This is a genomic window from Streptomyces arenae (genome assembly GCF_022343545.1).
In the GTDB taxonomy this organism is placed as follows: Bacteria; Actinomycetota; Actinomycetes; order Streptomycetales; family Streptomycetaceae; genus Streptomyces; species Streptomyces humi.
On sequence record NZ_JAKQYH010000036.1, the window covers coordinates 22,561 to 41,433 of the forward strand.

At 72.4% G+C, this 18,873-nt stretch carries 13 protein-coding genes; 5 read left to right on the forward strand and 8 right to left on the reverse strand.

The window, feature by feature from the left end:
• Positions 1 to 101 precede the first annotated feature (101 nt).
• From MB828_RS15275 to eccD, 5 genes are all read right to left on the reverse strand, one after another.
• Complete coding sequence (locus MB828_RS15275; protein ID WP_133027744.1) at positions 102 to 551, reverse strand: type VII secretion system-associated protein; 450 nt, start codon at positions 549 to 551, stop codon at positions 102 to 104.
• A gap of 118 nt (positions 552 to 669) precedes the next feature.
• Positions 670 to 993, reverse strand: a complete 324-nt coding sequence (locus MB828_RS15280; RefSeq protein ID WP_133027746.1) for a WXG100 family type VII secretion target — start codon at positions 991 to 993, stop codon at positions 670 to 672.
• Between the two features lie 74 nt (positions 994 to 1,067).
• Positions 1,068 to 1,406, reverse strand: a complete 339-nt coding sequence (locus tag MB828_RS15285) for a hypothetical protein (protein WP_133027747.1) — start codon at positions 1,404 to 1,406, stop codon at positions 1,068 to 1,070.
• 221 nt (positions 1,407 to 1,627) lie between these two features.
• Positions 1,628 to 3,199: a type VII secretion protein EccB gene (gene eccB, locus MB828_RS15290; RefSeq protein ID WP_301648632.1), complete on the reverse strand. Its 1,572-nt coding sequence runs from the start codon at positions 3,197 to 3,199 to the stop codon at positions 1,628 to 1,630.
• Between the two features lie 54 nt (positions 3,200 to 3,253).
• A complete protein-coding gene (gene eccD / locus MB828_RS15295; protein ID WP_301648633.1) occupies positions 3,254 to 4,654 on the reverse strand; it encodes a type VII secretion integral membrane protein EccD in 1,401 nt (466 codons plus the stop codon).
• Between the two features lie 318 nt (positions 4,655 to 4,972).
• Here eccD and eccCa point away from each other — a divergent pair, with 318 nt between their 5' ends.
• Positions 4,973 to 8,908, forward strand: coding sequence for a type VII secretion protein EccCa (gene eccCa, locus MB828_RS15300; protein WP_301648634.1), 3,936 nt, complete (start codon positions 4,973 to 4,975; stop codon positions 8,906 to 8,908).
• An 82-nt stretch (positions 8,909 to 8,990) separates the two neighbouring features.
• Here the strand turns inward: eccCa and MB828_RS15305 are convergent, their stop codons facing one another.
• Complete coding sequence (locus MB828_RS15305; protein ID WP_301648635.1) at positions 8,991 to 10,289, reverse strand: S8 family serine peptidase; 1,299 nt, start codon at positions 10,287 to 10,289, stop codon at positions 8,991 to 8,993.
• Positions 10,286 to 13,630 carry a right-handed parallel beta-helix repeat-containing protein gene (locus MB828_RS15310; RefSeq protein WP_301648636.1) on the reverse strand — a complete coding sequence of 1,115 codons (3,345 nt, stop codon included), beginning with the start codon at positions 13,628 to 13,630 and terminating at the stop codon, positions 10,286 to 10,288. The genes MB828_RS15305 and MB828_RS15310 overlap by 4 nt, the downstream gene beginning before the upstream one ends.
• Before the next feature lie 996 nt (positions 13,631 to 14,626).
• On the opposite strand from MB828_RS15310, the gene MB828_RS15315 reads away from it, so the two are divergent.
• Complete coding sequence (locus MB828_RS15315; protein WP_301648637.1) at positions 14,627 to 15,397, forward strand: hypothetical protein; 771 nt, start codon at positions 14,627 to 14,629, stop codon at positions 15,395 to 15,397.
• A gap of 80 nt (positions 15,398 to 15,477) precedes the next feature.
• Here the strand turns inward: MB828_RS15315 and MB828_RS15320 are convergent, their stop codons facing one another.
• Positions 15,478 to 15,831: a DUF6299 family protein gene (locus tag MB828_RS15320; protein WP_430381388.1), complete on the reverse strand. Its 354-nt coding sequence runs from the start codon at positions 15,829 to 15,831 to the stop codon at positions 15,478 to 15,480.
• Here MB828_RS15320 and MB828_RS15325 point away from each other — a divergent pair.
• The 3 genes from MB828_RS15325 to MB828_RS15335 are packed head-to-tail and all read left to right on the forward strand — an operon-like array spanning position 15,782 to position 18,866.
• Positions 15,782 to 16,306 carry a transposase family protein gene (locus tag MB828_RS15325; protein WP_301648638.1) on the forward strand — a complete coding sequence of 175 codons (525 nt, stop codon included), beginning with the start codon at positions 15,782 to 15,784 and terminating at the stop codon, positions 16,304 to 16,306. The two genes, MB828_RS15320 and MB828_RS15325, sit on opposite strands and share 50 nt — an antisense overlap.
• The gene (locus MB828_RS15330; protein ID WP_301648639.1) at positions 16,303 to 18,066 is read left to right on the forward strand and encodes a pyridoxal phosphate-dependent aminotransferase; all 1,764 of its coding nucleotides are present in this window, start codon (positions 16,303 to 16,305) and stop codon (positions 18,064 to 18,066) included. Before MB828_RS15325 ends, MB828_RS15330 begins: the two co-directional genes overlap by 4 nt.
• Complete coding sequence (locus tag MB828_RS15335) at positions 18,063 to 18,866, forward strand: phosphatidate cytidylyltransferase (RefSeq protein ID WP_301648640.1); 804 nt, start codon at positions 18,063 to 18,065, stop codon at positions 18,864 to 18,866. Before MB828_RS15330 ends, MB828_RS15335 begins: the two co-directional genes overlap by 4 nt.
• Positions 18,867 to 18,873 lie beyond the last annotated feature (7 nt).

The window sequence follows — 18,873 nt, forward strand, 5'->3', positions numbered from 1 at the left end:
GCGGAACTCCCCTGCTGGGAATGTGGGGGCGGGGACGGGGTGGGAGAAGCGCGGCGCCCGGCCTGCGGCTCAGGAGGAGCCGGCCGGGCGCGCGCGCCGGGTCAGGTGGTCGTGGAGTCGCTGCCGCTCATCTCGCCGTCGACGGTGTCGAAGATGTCGAGCAGCTTCTCGCCGTCGATCGATTCGAGGCTGTCGCCCTGGGTCTTCAGCAGAGTGGTGATCGTCTCGTCCAGGGCGCTGTCGATGTCGTCGAAGAGCGTCTTCTGGCCGGTGAGGATCTTGTCCAGGGCCTTCGCCTGCGTCTTGAGGGATTCCACGAGCGTGCCGCCGCCGACCGGGTCCTTGCTGTCGCCGCCGTTCATCAGGCCGATCCGGAGGATCTTGGCGAGGCCGGCGGCCGAGCCCTCACCGGTCTCCGCGAGGAGGTTCTTCAGGGACCGGACACCCGCGTTGTCCTTGCGGATGGCCACCAGATCGCTGATGAAGTCGGCGACGTCGGTGTTCTTGAAGTTCTTCAGCGCGGTCGAGTCGAGGTGGGTCAGGTCTGCCATGGGTGCCTCCGCGGGCGGAACGCGCCGACCCTGGCGTACGGCGCGGCGACGGAACGGGAAGGAGCCTGGACCGCACCGACCACGAGGGGACCGGCCGGTGCGGCGGGAGCCGGCCGGCTCAGCGGCCGATGGTGACCTCGGACCACATCTGGCTCAGCGAGTTCTCGCTGTACTTGTAGCTGTTCGAGATCTCGTTGAGGAGCTGCGAGTGCGAGGTGAGCAGCGTCTCCATGTTCTGCACGGCGCCGTCCCAGGCCGCCTGCTTCTGGCGGTAGGTGTCGGCGTCGTTGCCGTACCAGGTCTTGGAGAGCTCGCTGAGCTCCGCCTCAAGGTTGGAGAGCGTCTGCGCGATCGCCTTGGTCTGCGCCACCATGTCGTCCGCGGCGTTCGACATGTGGTTGTAGCTGACGTAGATGACACCGTCGGACAGGTTGTCTGCCACAGCTTGCCTCTCTTACGCGATGGGTCTTGCGCGATGGGTCTTGCGCGATGTGGGGATCGGACGTGACCGCGAGGTCAGCCGGCGAGCTGGTCGAAGGCCGACTGCGCCGCGTTGTACGCCTGGTTGATGGAGTCGTTCGAGGAACCCTGGGTCTTGTTGTGTTCCACGAGGCTCTGGTTCAGCCGGTCGATGACGTCCTCGAGGTTCTTGAGGATGACGTTGCATTGGCTGTCCCACTGCGCGAGGAGCTGGCCGTACTGGCCGCCGTCGCTGCCCTGGTAGCCGCTGCCCAGGGTGGAACGGGTGCTGTCGACGTCCTGACGGATCTTCACGATGCCGCTGAAGGCGCTCTCCAGGGCCTGGATTCCGTTCCGGGTCGAACCTTCGCTTGACTGCTGGCCATCTCCAGCCATCGTCCCACCTTTCATAAGTCGATCTACAGTACGAGTACAAGTGAGCCTAGGTTGACGGAAGTTGCGCTGGCAACGAACTGAGGTAGATCTGAGGTTGCCTACCACTTCCGTTCAACGCCTTTTACAGGTAAGCAACTTGACCGGAACACGTTGTTCCGCGGACCCCGGTTCTGACCCGGATCAGGTTTGGCGTGAACACGATCTCCATCGGCGTGATTTCGTCAGTTCGAGGCACCGGACGCGCTCCCCTTGCCGCCCCCCGGGGCGCCCCCGGCGATCGCGGGAAGCTTGGCGCCGATGGCTCCGCCGGGGCCCGCGCCGGTCCCGGAGCCGGCCCCGGTGCCGCACTGCGCCGCCGCTCCGCCCGGCGCCCCGGGTGCCGTGCCCGAGTCCGACGAGGCCGCCTGGGCACTGAGTTCGGGGCCGGTCGGCAGCATCGACAGCAGCGTGGACGGCACCTTCACGGGCGTGGCTCCGTCGTAACCGAGGGCGGCCAGCGCGTTCGCGTCCGGGATGCGGTACTTCACGCCGTCGTCGCCGATCAGGAACGTGGTGTCGCCGACCGTGCCCCCGGCCGCGCCCAACGCCCGTACCAGCGCACCGTGTCCGGGCCGTGCCACCACCCGGTCCACGTTCACGCAGGCCGCGGTCAGCGCCGTCGGGTCGGCCTGGGCCGCCGGGAACAGCGCGGACTCCGCGACCCGTACCGACGTCACCCGCACCTGCCCGTCGGCCGGGTCGACCTGCGCGCACACGGACTCGCCTGCGGGCAGGGACAGCGCGCTCGGCGGAGTGTCCGGCAGCCCGGCGACCGACGGGTCGGTGCCCGCCGAGCCCGGTGCCTGGTGGGCGCGCAGGTCGGACACGTCGATGGTGACGACATTGGGAGCCCCGCCGTCGTAGGCCTTCTTGCGGGTGTCCGGGTCGCCCAGCAGCAGTGCGGACTGGGTGTCCGTGACCGGGTGCAGGCCGTCCTTCTGGAGCAGGTACTCCTGGTTGCCGGAGCCCGCCACGACGCGGAACACCTGGCCGATGCGGGTGGCCCGACCGCCGAGTTCGGGTCCTGCCGTGCCACGGCCGTCGACCTTCGGGGTGGCGAGGTCGGGGCCGGTCACCAGGGCGTCCAGGAAGGCGGCGGACACCGGGCGGGGGGTCACCGGCGCGTAGCCGAGGGACTCCGCCGCGCCCGAGTCCTCGTCCAGCTCCAGTCGGCTGCCCTGCCACACCAAGTAGGTGCGCTTGTCAGGGCCCTTGACGACCAGCGCCGACTTCGCGCCGACCGAGTCCGTCTCGACCGGGGCGCCCGGCACGAGGGTCGTCTGCGCGCCGGAGCCCGTCGAGCAGACCTCCCACGGCGAGGTCTCCAGATCACTCGCGCCCGGTACGGAGTCGGGGGCGCCGGTGATGCCGACCGGGCGGCCGACCGGGGTGCCCGCCAGCGACTTCGAGCCGACCGACGTGGTCTTCAGATCGGCGCCGCCGATCAGCACCGCAGAGGCGTAGTTGCGCACCGGGCGCAGCCTGCCGTCGGCGTACAGGTAGCGGGCGCCGGTGTCCTTGTTGACGATCAGGGTGTCGCCGCTGCGCCAGGCGTCGTTGCCGCCCGGCCTGAGCAGGCCGAACACCAGCGCACCCGCGCTGAACAGCACGCCGACGATCACGCCGACCAGGGCACCCCGGGTGGTACGGCCCAGCGGGCTCTCCGGGGCGTCCGGGTCGGCGAGCAGCATGCCCGAGGTCAGGCGGCCCATCATGAACGTGTGCGCTTGCACCTGGTCGCGCTTCGACCGCACGCTTTCCTCCTGCTCGGTCGTTCAGGTTCTGGTCGGGTCGGCCCTGGCGGGCGGTCAGCCGAAGAGGCCGCGGAGGGTGCCGAAGACGCCCAGCAGCCACAGGGTCAGCGGCAGCAGCGCGATCGCCAGCAGCGAGTGCAGGATCTCCGCCGCGCGCCCCCAGTACGGGACCAGACGCCGTCCCGGTACGGTCCACACCGCGACCGTGAGCGCCGCCGCCACCGCGAGCAGGCCCGCGACCAGCAGCGTCCGTTCGGTGCCGGACAGCCGCAGCCCCCAGCCGAACGAGAGCAGCAGCAGACCCCACGCGCCGGGCAGCACCAGCACCAGCCGCTGCGCGGTGTTCACCAGGCCCCGGCCGTGCAGGAGCAGCAGCAGCGACAGGACCAGCGCGACCAGCAGCGCGGGCAGGCTCGGGCGGCGGGCCAGCGCCACCAGGCAGGCCGAGGAGAGCACGCCGGTCGCTCCGTACAGGGCGGTCATCCACTCGCCGGCCAGTTCGGTGCGCACGGCGACATCGTTGCCCCGGTAGGGCTCGATGCCCTCCTGGAGCTGCTCGGCGTTGGTGGGCAGCGCGGGCATGCGTATCCCGGCGAACTTGAACGACAGCGACGGCACCAGACCGCCGAGCAGCACGGTGAGCGCCGCGACCACACCGGCGGCGGCCGCCACGCGTACGTCGAAGACCGTCATCAGGACACCGCCGACCGCTGTGGCCAACGCCACAAGCGCCGAGGCGAGGAAGAGCGGGGTGCGGGCCGCGGAGGCCGCGAGGGCGAGGACCGCGCCGCCCGCCCAGGCCGCCGCCGCCCCCAACAGCCGTGCCCCGAGCACCTGGTGGGCCTGCGGCCCGCTCAGCTCACCGCCCGGCACCAGCCAGCCCGCGAGCGCCAGTGCCGGAGACGCCAGCAGGCCCAGGATCACACCGGTCGCCGGATCGTCCACGGCCCGGCTCGCGGAGGCGGCACCGGCCAGCAGCAGCAGACCGGTTCCCACGGCGGTGGCCGCGCGCAGTGACGCCGGGGCGCCCGGCAGGGCCAGCAGGACCAGGCCGGTGAGGACCGCCACGGCGAGCAGTCCGCGCAGCAGACGGCGGGCCGCCTCGGGGCTCCAGCCGTGCAGCCGGTCCCGGGTGACCGCGGCGATGCCGTCGACCAGGTCGTCGATGCGTACCTCGGGCAACGCCTCGGTGCGCGGCCTGAGATGGAGCGCCTCGCCGTCGGTCAGCCCGAGGGAGGCGAGGGTCGCCTCCTCGTCGAGGGGCCGGCCGCCGAGTCGCTGGAGGATCCAGCCGTCGTGATCGAGACCGGTCTCCTCGGCCTCCTCCCCCGCGTAGCGCAGCACCGTGGGCAGCAGGTCGGCGACCGGCACGTCGGACGGCACGGCGAGGTCGATGGTGCGGGCCGGGGCACGCACCGTCAGGTGGCACAGTCCGGTCACGGAAGTGTCGGTCATACCGGGGCTCACGTCTCCTGGACATCGAAACGGGGGCACGCGGCGCGGCGTGCGGGGGTGGGGGGAACGAGGTCCCTGTGAAGCGGGGGGTGACATGGACGTACGGAGTTGACGGGGTGCACACTACTGATACTCCCCGAGACGCGTGTCAACGGGAGTCCCCACGAGCGGTGTTGACAGCATCTTCCACCGTGCCAGTGCCGAGGCCGGTTCCGGTGCACGCCCCCACGTGCCGCCGCGGTACGCGAAGTCCGTTAGGAGCCCTAAGCGTTGAGCGTGGTCCTGTTCCGTCGCCCTGCCCGCCGTCGCGGACCCGACATGCCGACCGGCGAGTTGGTCCTCCAGGAACCGCCGACCCTCATGGAGACCGTCCCGGACACGTCCGCGGTGTGGACGTATCTGCCGATGGCCATGATGTCGGTCTCGATGATGATGCTGTTCCTGCGGTCGGGCGGCCAGTCCAGCGGCATCTTCATGTACATCGCGCTCGGCATGATGGTGATGGCCGCCGGTGCGATGATGGTGGGCCAGGTCATGCGGAAGGCCGGCGACCGCAAGCAGCGGCTGCGCGGTGAACGCCGTGACTATCTGCGCTACTTGGCGCAGAGCCGCCGTACGGTGCAGCGGGCGGTGGTGGAGCAGCAGCTCGCCCTGGCCTGGCGGCATCCCGATCCCCGGGTGCTGCGCACCATGGTGCGCACCACGCGGCTGTGGGAGCGCCGGGTCAAGGACGAGGACTTCGGCGAGGTGCGGATAGCCGTCGGCGACCAGCAGCTCGCGATGCGGCTGACTCCGGTCTCCAGCAAGCCGGTCGAGGACCTGGAGCCGCTGTGCGCGCACGCTCTGCGGCGCTTCATCCGCGCCTACAGCACTGTGCCGGGCCAGCCGATCGCGCTGTATCTGCGCTCTTGGTCACGGGTGTTGGTGCACGGCGACCACGACGCGGCGCGCGGGATGCTGCGCGCCGCGCTGGCCCAACTCGCCCTGTTCCACCCGCCGGAGGAGCTGTGGATCGCGGTCTGCGCCGGTGACGAGGTACGGGCCGAGTGGGAGTGGGTGAAGTGGCTGCCGCACAACCAGCACCCCCAAGAGACCGACGGCGCCGGCCCGTTGCGTATGGTGGCCTCCGCCTTCACCGACCTGGAGGACCAGCTCGGAAGCGAGTTCTCCGAGCGGCCCGCGTTCGACCCGGACGCCGTGCCCGGCCGTGACGAGCCGCTGGTGGTCGTCGTCGTGGACGGCGCGAGCGTCCCGGCGGGCCACCGCTTCGACGGCCCCGGCTACCGCAACGCCGTCGTCCTCGACCTCTCCGACAGCCTCACCTGGCGTCCGGGCCGCTCCACCCTGCGTCTCGACGTCGCACCGGACGCGGTCTCCCTGGTGCGTACCGACCGCAGCCGCAAGGAGCAGTCCACGGTGCTCGGCCGCCCCGACCGGGTGGGTCCCGTCGCCGCCGAGTCGCTGGCCCGGCTGATCGCGCCGTACCGGATGAGCCTCTCCTCCGACGCGGTCGAACCGCTCTCCAGCGACACCGAGTTGACGACCCTGCTGGGCATCGCCGACCTGCACCGGCTCGACCCCGACACGATCTGGCGGCGGCACACCGGCTCGGCCCGGCTTCGCGTCCCGGTGGCCGTCGGCGCCGACGGGCGGCCGGTCGAGCTGGACATCAAGGAGTCCGCGCAGGGCGGCATGGGCCCGCACGGCATGCTGATCGGCGCGACCGGTTCCGGCAAGTCGGAGCTGCTGCGCACCCTGGTCCTGGGTCTCGCGCTCACGAACTCCTCCGAAACACTCAACTTCGTCCTGGTGGACTTCAAGGGCGGCGCGACCTTCCTCGGTCTCGACGAACTCCCGCACACCTCCGCCGTCATCACCAACCTCGCCGACGAGGCCGCCCTGGTGGAGCGCATGCAGGACGCGCTGCACGGTGAACTGATCCGCCGCCAGGAGCTGTTGAGGTCGGCGGGCAACTACACCTCGGCCCTGGAGTACGAGCGGGCGCGGGCCGGCGGTGCCGCTCTCGCCCCGCTGCCCAGCCTGTTCGTCGTCGTCGACGAGTTCAGCGAACTCCTCGCCTCGCACCGGGAGTTCATGGAGCTGTTCGTGATGATCGGCCGCCTCGGCCGGTCGCTGGGCGTGCATCTGCTGCTCGCCTCCCAGCGCCTGGACGAGGGCAGGATGCACCAGCTGGAGTCGCATCTCTCGTACCGGATCGGTCTGCGCACCTTCTCCGCGATGGAGTCCCGGGGTGTCCTCGGTGTCCCCGACGCCTACGAGCTGCCCTCGCAGCCCGGCAGCGGCTACCTCAAGTCCGGTATCGAGGCGCTCACCCGGTTCCGCGCCGCCTATGTCTCGGGCCCGTACCGCAGGCGCGGCGGCGCCGTCGCGCAGGCCCGGGTCGCCACGCAGGTGGTGCCCTGGTCGACCGGGTACATCGTGCCGCGCGCTCCCGCGCCGGCCGCGATCGCGCCGGAGCCCGAGGCGGAGGAGAACGCCGAGAGCCTGCTGGCGGTGGCGCTGGACCGGCTGCGCGACTCCGGGCCGCCCGCCCACCGGGTATGGCTGCCGCCGCTGGACACCGCGTCCCCGCTGGACGTGCTGCTCGGCGGTCTCAGCGAGGACCCCGACCGCGGCCTGACGGCGTCCCGCTGGGCCGGTGCCGGGAAGCTGCGGGTGCCGGTCGGCCTCGTCGACAAGCCCTTCGACCAGCGGCGTGACCCGCTCGTGGTGGACCTCGCCGCGGCCGGCGGCCATGTCGCCGTCGCGGGCGGTTCGCAGAGCGGCAAGTCCACGGTCCTGCGCAGCCTCATCATGGCGCTCGCGCTCACCCACACCCCGCGCGAAGTCCAGTTCTACTGCCTGGACTTCGGCGGCGGCACGCTGTCCCAGCTGACCGGTCTGCCGCACGTCGGCGGGGTCGCGGCCCGCCTCGACACCGAGCGGATCAGCCGCACGGTCGCCGAGGTCACCGCCGTCCTCACCCAGCGCGAGCAGTTCTTCCTCGACAACGGCATCGACTCGATGTCCACCTACCGGCGGCGCCGGGCCGCCGGGGAGTTCCCCGACGAACCGCACGGCGACGTCTTCCTGGTGATCGACGGCTGGTCGGCGGTCCGGCAGAACTTCGACCAGTTCATCCCGACGTTCAACCAGATCGCCACCAGTGGTCTCAACTACGGCATCCACCTGATCGTCGCGACCGCCCGCTGGCTGGAACTCACCGCCCCGGTCCGCGACCAGTCCGCGACCCGGCTCGAACTCCGGCTCGGCGACACGATGGACTCCGTCGTGGACATCCGCAAGGCGAGCGCCGTACCGCAGATCCCGGGCCGCGGTCTGACCGTGGAGACGAAACTGCACTTCCTGTCTGCGCTGCCGCGCGGTGACGGCTCCACCGACCCGGAGACGCTCAGCGAAGGCGTCGCCGACCTGGTCGACCGGATCGCCTCCGCCTGGCACGGGCCGCGCGCCCCACAGGTCCGGATGCTCCCGCACCGGCTGCCCGCCGCCGAACTCCCCGAGCCCGAACTCGGCGACGGCGTCAGCCTCAGGATCGCGCTCGGCCAGGACGAGGAGACCCTCGGCACGGTCTGGCACGACTTCTCCCGCACCCCGCACCTGGTCGCCGTCGGCGACACGGAGAGCGGCAAGACCAACCTGCTGCGGCTGGTCGCGGACTCGGTCGTCGCCCGCTACTCCCCCGCCGAGGCCCGCATCCTCGTCGTCGACTACCGCCGCGGCCTGGTCGACGCGGTCCCCGAGGAGTACCGCCTCGGCCACGCGGTGGCCCTGGAGGCGCTGAAGCAACTGGTGGGCGGCTCGGCCAAGGCTCTCCGCACCCGTGTCCCGGGCCAGGAGATCACCCCGGCCCGGATGCGCCAGGCCGACTGGTGGACGGGCCCGCGCCTGTTCGTCCTCGTCGACGACTACGACATGGTCGGCGGCGGCACGGTCATGGACCACCCCTTCGCCCCGCTCTTCGAACACCTCGCCCTGGGCCACGAGTTGGGCCTCCACGTGGTGGTGGCCCGCTCGGCCACGGGGGCCGGCCGTGGTCTCAACGACCAGCTCCTGCGGCGCCTGGACGAGGTCAACACCCCGGGCGTCCTGATGTCCTGCTCCCCGTCCGAGGGCTACGTCTTCGGCAACGTGAAGCCCCGGGTCCTCCCGCCGGGCCGGGCCCTCCACATCGTCCGCCGCAAGCCGTCCCTCATCCAGACGGCGCTGGCGGCGCCGGGGGCCGAGGAGTGAGGGACGGGCGATGAACGGAACGGCCCCGGGCGACTGTTCGCCGCCCGGGGCCGTTCCGTTTCCCGCCGGGTGATGTCTGCCGTCAGCTCTGCGAGGCCCCCGGTGCCCCCGTGCCCGCCGGCACCGGGCTCCCGGCGCCCTCGGTCCCGGCGGTACCCACCGACTCCACCGGGCCGGCCTCCGCGGCCGCGCGCGACGGACGCCAGCCCAGGCGCCGCCCCCGGGGAATGACCAGGCCCAGCCACACCACCGCGATGACGACCGCGAGACCCGCCGACGCGGGCCACAGGGCGCGGCGGAGGGGACCGGCCGCCTTGTCGGCGGGCAGGTGGACCGGGGTGGCGGAGTCGTCGCCCCGGGACGACGCGGCCGTACCGGCCAGGATCGAGGTGACGGCCGCGTACGGGTCGAGGCGCGGGACGTCCGCCGGGTAGGCCGAGGTGCGCAGAAGGGTCGCGGTCTGGGCCGCCGTCAGGTCGGGGTGGACGGAGCGGACCAGGGCCGCCGTACCGGCCACGAAACCGGCGGCCAGGGACGCCCCGGAGCCGATGTAGTGGCCCTTCTTCGCCGGGCCGATGCCGACGACCCCGTCACCGGGCGCGGCGACGGCGGCGCCGTCGGTCGTGTACGCGCCCGTCGGACGCTTGCCGTCGACGTCCACGTCGAGGACGGAGAGCACACCCTTGTCCGAGGCCGGGTAGTAGGCGCGGGCGGGCGGACTGTCGGTCGCCGACGTGGCCGAGGCCGGGGTGTCGGGTACGGCGGCGGCGACCACCAGGACGTCCTTCTTCGCGGCGTACGCGACCGCCGAACGCAGCGCGCCGGAGTCGCTGCCGAACGCCGCCGACACGGTGACGACCTTCGCCCCGCCGTCCACGGCGGCCCGGATGCCGTCGGCGACCTTGTCCGCGGTCACCGACCCCCGCGCGTCGCTGCCCCGCACCGCGAGGATCCGCGCCTGCTGCGCCACCCCGGCGAACCGCACACCGTCGGCTACGGCCGCGCCGATCAGCCCGGCCACGAAGGTGCCGTGTCCCACGCAGTCGGTCCCGGCGTCACCGACGGCCGTGACCCGCCCCTTGAGCGTGGGTGCCGAGGACGAGACGCCGGTGTCGACCACGCCCACGGTCACCCCGGCACCGGAGGCGAACTGCCAGGTCCGGCCGAGCTGGAGGGAGACCTGCTCCCACGGTATGTCGGTAGCCCGCCGGTCCGAGCCCGCCGTACAGGCCGCGTCGGCGTCCAGCTTCGAGGCGAGGACCGGGAGTCGGACCGTGGAGCCGTCGGCCGCGGTGGCGGTCCCGGCGCCGACGGCGCTCGCGGCGGCCGTCACCAGCAGGGCCAGTCCGGCGGCGAGGGCCCTGCCGTGTGTCGTCGTCATGCCCGGGCCGCCCCGCTGGAGGTGGAGGAGGCACCCGCCGGATCGGCGAGGTCCTCGGGAAGCAGCAGCCGCAGGTCGTCGAGGCTGGGGACGGCCAGCCTGCTGAGCCGGCCCGCCTGTCGGGTCATCATCCGCTCCAGGATCTGACGGGCGGTGCGCGCGTTGCCGAACGACCGGTCGCGGGGCAGCGAGTCGAAGTACTGCCGCAGGACCGGGCCGAGTCCGGCCGCGCACTCGTAGCCGAGCTGCACGGCGTGCTCGCGGACGATCGTGACCAGCTCGTCGGAGGAGTAGTCGGCGAACTCGACGCGGCGCGAGAAGCGGGAGGACAGACCGGGGTTGGAGGCGAGGAACGTCTCCATCTCCTGGGTGTAGCCGGCGACGATGACGACCACCTTGTCGCGGTGGTCCTCCATCAGCTTCAGCAGGGTGTCCACGGCCTCCCGGCCGAAGTCGGAGCCGGACGCCTCACGCGGCGTGAGGGTGTACGCCTCGTCAATGAACAGCACACCGCCCAGGGCCCGTTCGAAGACCTCACGGGTCAACCGCGCGGTGTGGCCCACATAGCGGCCGACCAGATCGGCACGGGACACCTCGACGAGCTGGCCGCGCGGCAACACGCCCAGGGACGCGAGGAGTTCGCCGTAGAGCCGGGCGACCGTGGTCTTGCCGGTGCCGGGCGGGCCGGTGAAGACGAGGTGGTGGCTGAGGCGCGGCACCGGGAGTCCGGCGGCCTCGCGCTGCTTGGCGGTCGACACCAGGTTGACGAGGTCGGTGACGTCCCGCTTTACCGCGTGGAGTCCGACCAGCGCGTCCAGCCTGCTGAGCGCGTCGTCGCCGGGGTCGACCGCGTTCGGTCCGCCGGCGGCGGTGCGGGCCGCCTCCTCGCTGATGTCCTGCGGCAGCAGCAGGGAGAGGTCCTGCTCGGTGACGTCGGTGAGCGCGGACAGCCGTACCGCCTGCCGGTCCACCATCTCCTCGAACACCTGCCGCGCGGCACGGCCGTTGCCGAAACCGGCGTCCTTCGGTATCCGCTCGAAGTGCGCGGCGAGCGCGTGGCGGGTCTCGTCGGCGAGCGTGTACTGGTGGCGCGCGCACATGCTCTCCATGATCTCCACCAGCTCCGGCACCGAGTAGTTCTCGAACTCGACGGTGCGGGAGAAGCGGGACGCCAGACCGGGGTTGGAGCCGAGGAAGCTGCGCATCTCGTCGGAGTAGCCCGCCGCGACGACGACCACGTCCTCGCGGTGGTCCTCCATCAGCTTCAGCAGCGTGTCCACGGCCTCGCGCCCGAAGTCGGCTCCGGAGCCGCGCGAGTCGGAGGTGAGGGTGTAGGCCTCGTCGACGAACAGGACTCCGCCCAGGGCCCGTTCGAAAGCCTCGGTGGTCTTGATGGCCGTACCGCCGATGACCTGGGCGACGAGGTCGGCGCGGGAGACCTCGACGAGGTGGCCGGAGCGCAGGGCGCCCAGTTCGGCGAGGATCGTGCCGTAGAGGCGGGCCACGGTCGTCTTACCGGTACCGGGCGGGCCCGCGAAGACCAGGTGGCGGCTCATCGGCGGGGCGGACATGCCGAGTTGGGCGCGGCGGGCGGCGAGCTGGGTGAGGTTGACGAGGGTGCGGACCTGTTCCTTGACGTTGTCGAGGCCGATGAGGCTCTCCAGCGCGGCCATCGGTCCGTCGGGGCGTCCGGGTCCCTCCGAGGCCGGGACGGTGCCCGCCGGGTCGGTGCCCTCGGCCTCGCCGAAGCCCCACGCGTCGCGGGACTCGTTGCCGGTGCTGATGAGGTTCTCCACCGCGAGCCGGCCGCCGGCCTTGGCCTGGACGAGGCCGCCACCCTTGTTGTCGCGGACCGTGCAGCCCACGACCGACACCGGCGCCTCGGACTCCACGCGGATGCCGTCGCGGTCGTTGCCTGCGGCCTCGCAGCCGTTCAGGGAGGCCCGGCCGCCCTCGCGGACCAGGAAGCCGTGCTCGGCGGCGGCAGCGGTCCGTACCCGGTTCGCCGTCAACTCGCCGCCGGTGTCCACCAGTACACCGCAGCCGGCAGCCGAGACCAGCTCGCCGTCGCGGATGGCCGCCGTGCCCTCGCCGCCGATCTCCAGACCGGCGCCGCCGGGGTTGTTGACCCGGAACCCGGCGAGATAGACGTTGCCGCCCGCCGCGATCTCCGCGCCGGAACCGCCCGGTGTCTCCACCGTGCAGTCCTCGACCCGGCCGCGTCCGCCGTCGCGCACCGACACACCGCAGCCGCCGGCCCCGGTGATCCGGGCGCGCCGCACCAGCGGGTTGGCGTTGCCGCGGATCACCACACCGGTGCCCTTGACGTCGATGATCTCCACGCGCTCCAGCTCGGCCGCTGAGTCCTCTTCGAGGAGGACGCCGTCGGACTCGCCGTCGCGGACGGTCAGCGAGGTCAGCGTGGGCGAGGACGCCCCGGCCACCCGCAGCGCCGCCGTCTGGGCGCCGGTCAGCCAGCAGTCCTCGTACGTGCCGCGCGAACGGTCCGTCACCAGCAGGCCGTTGCCCGTGCTGCGGGCGGTACGGCAGCGGCGCAGCACCGGGTCGGAGCCGTGCGAGACGATGATGCCGGGGCCGCTGCTGCCGGTGACCCGCACCTCCTCCAGCTCGCAGCGGGCGGCGCTGGTCACATGCACACCGATCGAGGTGTCGCGGATCACGGTCCGCAGCACCCGCACCGCGCTCCGCTCCTCAAGTGCCAGCGACGGCTTGTCCGTCGACGCCAGGTCGCAGTCTTCTACGGAGCCCTGGGCGTCGCCGTTGGCGAGCACGCCGTTGCCGCGCGCGTCGCGCACGGTGCAGCCGCGCAGGGTAGCCCGGCCGCGGTCGCTGATCACCACGCCGCTGGTGCCGAAGTGTTCGAAGGTGCAGGACTCCAGCGAGCTCTCGGTGGACGAGGTGACCACGACACCGGCGCCGGTGCGGTTGGACACCCGGCACTCACGCATCGCGAGCGAACCGGAGTTGCGGGCGAGAACGGTCGTCCACGAGGCGCCGGAGAGGTCGCAGCCCTGCATCGCGACCTGCCCGTGCGAGGCGTCGACGGCGGGCTGTTCCTCGTCCTGGCCCTGCACCACGAGGTCGGTCAGCATCACCGCGTCCACGCGCAGCGAGATCACGATGCCCTTGCGCGGTGCCAACCGGACGGTGCCGCGCGCCTGTTCGGCGACGATGGTGACCCGGGTGGTGACGACGAGGTTCTCCTCGTACGTTCCCGGGCGCACACTCAGCACCGCGCCTCCGCGCGCCCTGGCCAGGGCCTCTCCGATCGTCCGGGCGTCCCCGGTGCCCTCCGGACAGACCGTCAGTACCTGGCGCACTCAGCTGACCTCCTCGTGTCGGCACCTGTCGGTTGCGGCAACCCCATCATGCCGTCCCCGCACGCGCGTTCCCACTCCGGTCCGGTACGCGGGACGTCCGGCCGGGGTGCGCGGTGCGGCACAACCGTGCCGTACGACGCATTATGGGCTGTCGCGCAACAGGCTTACCAGCGGCGGGGGTAAGCGAGGTGATTGTTAACTCCGGTGAAAGGAACCGTCGTTGGTACATGCGCGTGAAGAGAGGTGAATAGGATTGCGGGGACAGACGTACGACGAACTGCTGGGCGAACAGGGCGGACAGGGCGGATGACAGACCGGACCGGATCGGCCGCGCGGAACACGGCGGCAGAGAACTCGGTGGCGGGCACCCCGGCCGGCGAAGCGGCGGCGGACCCGACGACACCTGCACCGACGACACCCTCGGCGGACACCGCGGAGACGGACACGACGGCGAACAGCACGGCGAGTAAGACGCCCAAGTCCCCCTCGGCGAATGCCGGTTCCCCGGAAACCCCTTCAGGGACCACCGCTCCCCAGGGAACCGTGTCGGCGGAGACGGTCGCGGCGGAACTGACCCGTCCGGCGGGCGCGGGTGCGGAAGCGGGCATGGCGACGGGGTCAACCGGTCCGGCGGGCAAGGCAGTAGGCGCGGGCGCTGAGGCAGCCACGGCAGCGAGCGCGGGCACAGATTTGGCAGCCACGGCGGCAAGCGCAGGCGCAGGCACGGACCCTGCAGCCACGGCGGCAAGCGCCGGCGCGAACCCGGCGGCAGCCGCAGCAGCGAGCACGGGCACAGACCCGGCGGCAGCCACGGCGGCGGCCGGTGTCACGACAGGCAAGGCGGGCGGGTCGGCGGTCGGGGCCGGGGCGGAAGCCGCGGCGCTCGCCGGGAGCGGGGCGGCGGAGGAGCCGGCGGGACCGGGTGCCGGCGCGGGTTCCGCGGCCGGGCGGCAGGATGTCGAGGCTGAGGCGCCCGCAGGAGTGCTGGCCGCGAGCGTGCCCGAGGGCGACGGGCCCTCCCCCGACGCGCACGCCGCGTCGGTGGGGCGTCCCGGCCGGCCACTGCTGGCCGGTGCGGCGGTGCTCGGCGCGCTGCTGATCGCCGTACCGGGGCTGCTGATGAGCCGGGACCGAACGCCGGAGAGCCACGACCGGGTGGTCGCGGACCAGGCGGGCACCGTGCTCGGCGGCGGAGACGCGACGCAGGGGGCGCTGGCGTATGCCTCGTCGACCCCGTCCGCGTCTCCCCTGAAAGCCTCGCCGAAGGCACTCCCGCACAAGGCGGCGCCGGCGAAGACGTCCCTCGCCCAGCCCGTGAGCAAGCCGACGGCGGTCAAGAAGTCGAAGAAGCCGGCCTCGGTGGCGAAGCCGAAGAAGTCCACGTCCACGGCGAAGTCCGGGACGAGTTCGACCGCCAAGTCCACGCCCTCGTACCCCTCTGACATCCTTGTCACGGCCACCCGGGTGCTGAGGGTGGGCCAGTCCATTAACACGAAGAAGGGCCGGCTGCGCATGCAGGCCGACGGCAACTTCGTGCTCTACGACGAGAACAACAAAGCCCGTTGGGCCACGATGACCTTCGGCTCGAACTTCCAGGCCGTGTTCCAGGCGGACGGCAACCTCGTCGTCTACACCGCCGACAACCGCGCCGTCTGGGCCAGCCGGACCGACGGTCACAACGGCGCGACCCTGCGGCTCCAGAGCGACGGCAACATGGTGATCTACTCCGGCTCGACCGCGATCTGGGCCACCAACACCGTCCACTGACCGCCCCCCACCTCCCTCCGGCCCGCCGCTGCTCGGGGACGGGCCGGAAGGCGTCCGGCACCGCTGCCGCCGACCGCGGGTCAGCTCGCGGTGAGGGTGATGTCCTGCTGCTGCACCGCGTGGAAGCGGGGCAGCGGGAGGGCGGAGCCGGTGGAGAGTTCCGTCACCGTGGCCTCGACCCGGGCGGCGCAGGGGGTGACCGCGTGGGACGGCTTGCCGGAGTTGGTCCAGCTGTGCTCGACGCCGTCGCAGACCGCCCAGGTGCGGCCGATGCCGTGCCGCACCGAGGGGTCGCCCTGGGAGACGGAGGAACTGACGTACGCCGGGCGCGAGTTGCCGAGACAGCGGTAGGTACCGGAGAGGGTGACGGTGCCGTCCGGGGCGATGCTGCCCGTGGGGTCGACCGTCACCTTTCGGCACGGTCGAGGTGGCAGCGCGCGGCCGCGCGGTGGGGCGGCATGTCCGGACTGTGGTCGCTTCTCAGACCGAGTCCACGACCGCTATCAGCGCAGGCTGAAGGGTCTTCCGCTTGCTGAACTGGGCTTCGTGATCCGGTTGACGGTCCGGCGCTTCATCTGCGGAGTGGCGGACTGCCCGCGCCGGACGTTCGCCGAGCCCTTCTCGCGGCTGGCCGCCCAGCTGGGCTTCGGCGCGGGGCGGATGACCCAGTTACCCCGACCATCCGCACCACTGGAGCATCCAGTAGGTCGCGGGTGCCGGCCCCACGCCGGATTTGGCACGCCGCTCAACTCGCCGATGGTTCGGCACCTGCCCATGGACTCGGCCCTGACCTGGACCGCTTCCAACTCCTTCGCTGGCCGGCTGAGTACGCGTACTCAGGTGCTGTCTGTTGGACTCCTCCATGCTGGGGCGCGCACGCCGGACCGTCTCAGGGGGACACACGCATGAACCACGCCCTGCAGCTGCGCACTGCCACGCCTCGGGATCACGACTGGATCCACGAACTGCGCCACCGCGTGTACGCGGAGGAGCTCGGCCAGCATCCGGTGGATCCCTCGGGAAGGCTGAGTGACGGACTCGACGGCGACAACATCTATCTCGTGGCCGCGCGCGGCGACACACGGATCGGCTTCGTCAGCCTTACCCCGCCGTGGGTCGGCCGCTACTCCCTCGACAAATACCTGACGCGCGAGGAGCTGCCGGTCCTGACCGAGGAGGCGCCGTTCGAGATCCGCGTCCTGACCGTCGAGGAACACTGGCGGTCCACCGCGGCCGCGCCACTCCTCATGCACGCGGCGCTGCGCTGGGTCGCGGCGCGCGGCGGCCGCCGGGTGGTGGCGATGGGACGCACGGAACTGCTCGACATGTACCTCGCCGCCGGCCTGCGGCCAGTGGGGCGCTCGGTCCGCTCGGGCGCGGTCTCGTTCGAGGTCCTCAGCGGCTCCGTGGCCGAGCTGACGAGGACGGTCGCGGTGCGCCACGGCCGGATCCTGGAGCGGCTGATGACGGGCCTCGACTGGCAACTCGACGTGCCCTTCGCGCCGCGTGCGGACGGCTGTGAGCACGGCGGGGCGTTCTTCTCGGCGATCGGCACGGGCTTCCGGACCCTGACCCGCCGTCACGAGGTGGTCGCGGCGGATGTGCTGGACGCCTGGTTCCCACCGTCCCCAGGCGTCCGCGCGGTCCTCTCGGAGGATCCGGGGTGGGCGGCCCGGACCTCGCCACCGACGGGCGCAGAGGGACTGCTCGCGGAGATCGCCGCGGTCCGCGGGCTCCCAGTGAAGTCGCTGGTCGTCGGGGCGGGCTCGTCCGACCTGATCTTCCGCGCGTTCGGCCGGTGGCTGACGCCGGGGAGCCGGGTGCTCCTGCTCGATCCCGGCTATGGGGAGTACGCCCATGTCACCGAGCGGGTGATCGGCTGCCGGGTCGACCGGCTCCAGCTGCGCCGGGAGGACGGCTGGCTGCTCGACCCGGCCCGGCTCGCCGCCGCGACCGGCGACGGACGGTACGACCTCGTGGTGGTGGTCAACCCGAACAACCCGACCGGCCGCCACGCCCCGGCCGACGCGCTGCGCGCGGTGATCGAAGCCTCGCCCGTGCGGACCCGGTGGTGGATCGACGAAGCGTACCTGGGGTATGTCGATCCGGCGGACTCGCTCGTCGGGCTCGCCGCGGTCGACGCCCGGGTCGTGGTCTGCACCTCGCTGTCGAAGATGTACGCGCTGTCGGGGATGCGGGCCGCGTACCTGGTGGCCGGTCCGGAGACGGCCGGGGATCTGCGGCGCTGGACGCCGCCGTGGCCCGTGAGCCTGCCGGCCCAGCTGGCTGCCGTGACGGCGCTGCGCGACCCCGCGTACTACGCGGAGCGCTGGGCCTGTACCCACGAGCTGCGCCGGAGACTGGCGTACAACCTCGAGGAGTTGGACGGGTTCTCCTCGGTCGACGAGGGGGTGGCGAACTTCCTCACGGTGACCCTGCCGCCGGACGGACCGAGCGCGGCGCGGCTGGTGCGCGAGTGCCGGCGGCACGACGTGTTCCTGCGTGATCTGTCGCCGATGTCCCCGGCCTACGAGGGTCGGACCGTCCGGATCGCCGTCCGCGACACGGCGGAGAACGCGAGAATCGTGGCGGCGTGCCAGAGCGCCCTGGACGCGCTGCGCACGCCGGCCGCAGTGGTGTCGGCCGCGCCGGGACGGGCCTCCCGGTGACGACGGTCGCCGGTCTCGTACCGTACCTCGGCGGGGCACTGGCGGCCGGAGGCGTCGCCGTGGCGGCGACCCGGCGCCGTGAACTGATGGTCCGCTGGTGCGTGTGGGCGTTCGGAGTGCCCCTGGTGACCGCCGCGTTCTGGCTCGGTCCACCGGGGATCGCGGTGCTCGTGGCTGTGGTCGGTGTGGTCGCCGTGGCGGAGTTCGGCGGACTGCTCCTGCTGGGTCCGGTGGACCGGGCAGTGCTGGCCGCGGCGATCGTCGGACTCGCCCTCACCGTCTGGCTGGCCCCCGGGGAGGTGCTCCGGGTGGCGGCGGCCGGGGCGCTTGCCATCGCCGGGGTGCCGTTGCTCTCGGGCGACGCGGAGCACGGGCTCCGCCGCCTGGGGGCGGCCCTGCTGGGGCTCGTGTGGCTGGGCTCCCTGGCCGGCCTCGTATCGTCCGGCGCCCTCGGCCTCGTCCTGTTCGTGGCCGTGTCGATCGCCGACATCGTCGCGTACGCGGCGGGTCGCCGAATCGGCGGCCCCCGGCTCTCCCGGCTGTCGCCCGCCAAGCGGTGGAGTGGCACGCTGGCTGGGGCCGCGGCCGGTCTCCTCACACTGGCCGTGCTGTCCTCCCTGACGTGGCAGACGGCGGTGGCCGTGGCGGTCGGCGGCCCGTTCGGGGACCTGCTGGAGTCGATGGTCAAGCGGGGAGCCGGCACCAAGGACGCCGGCCGGTGGCTGCCCGGCTCCGGCGGCATCCTCGACCGGATCGACTCCCTCCTCGTCGCTCTGGCGGTGCTGTTGGTGCTGAGGTGAGCCACGG

Bases quoted from the DNA above. Each gene is read 5' to 3' on its own strand.
- MB828_RS15285 (WP_133027747.1), bottom strand. From the start codon at position 1,406: ATGGCTGGAGATGGCCAGCAGTCAAGCGAAGGTTCGACCCGGAACGGA.
- eccD (WP_301648633.1), bottom strand. From the start codon at position 4,654: ATGACCGACACTTCCGTGACCGGACTGTGCCACCTGACGGTGCGTGCC.
- MB828_RS15330 (WP_301648639.1), top strand. From the start codon at position 16,303: ATGAACCACGCCCTGCAGCTGCGCACTGCCACGCCTCGGGATCACGAC.
- eccCa (WP_301648634.1), top strand. From the start codon at position 4,973: ATGCCGACCGGCGAGTTGGTCCTCCAGGAACCGCCGACCCTCATGGAG.
- MB828_RS15305 (WP_301648635.1), bottom strand. From the start codon at position 10,289: ATGACGACGACACACGGCAGGGCCCTCGCCGCCGGACTGGCCCTGCTG.
- MB828_RS15275 (WP_133027744.1), bottom strand. From the start codon at position 551: ATGGCAGACCTGACCCACCTCGACTCGACCGCGCTGAAGAACTTCAAG.
- MB828_RS15325 (WP_301648638.1), top strand. From the start codon at position 15,782: ATGCTGCCCGTGGGGTCGACCGTCACCTTTCGGCACGGTCGAGGTGGC.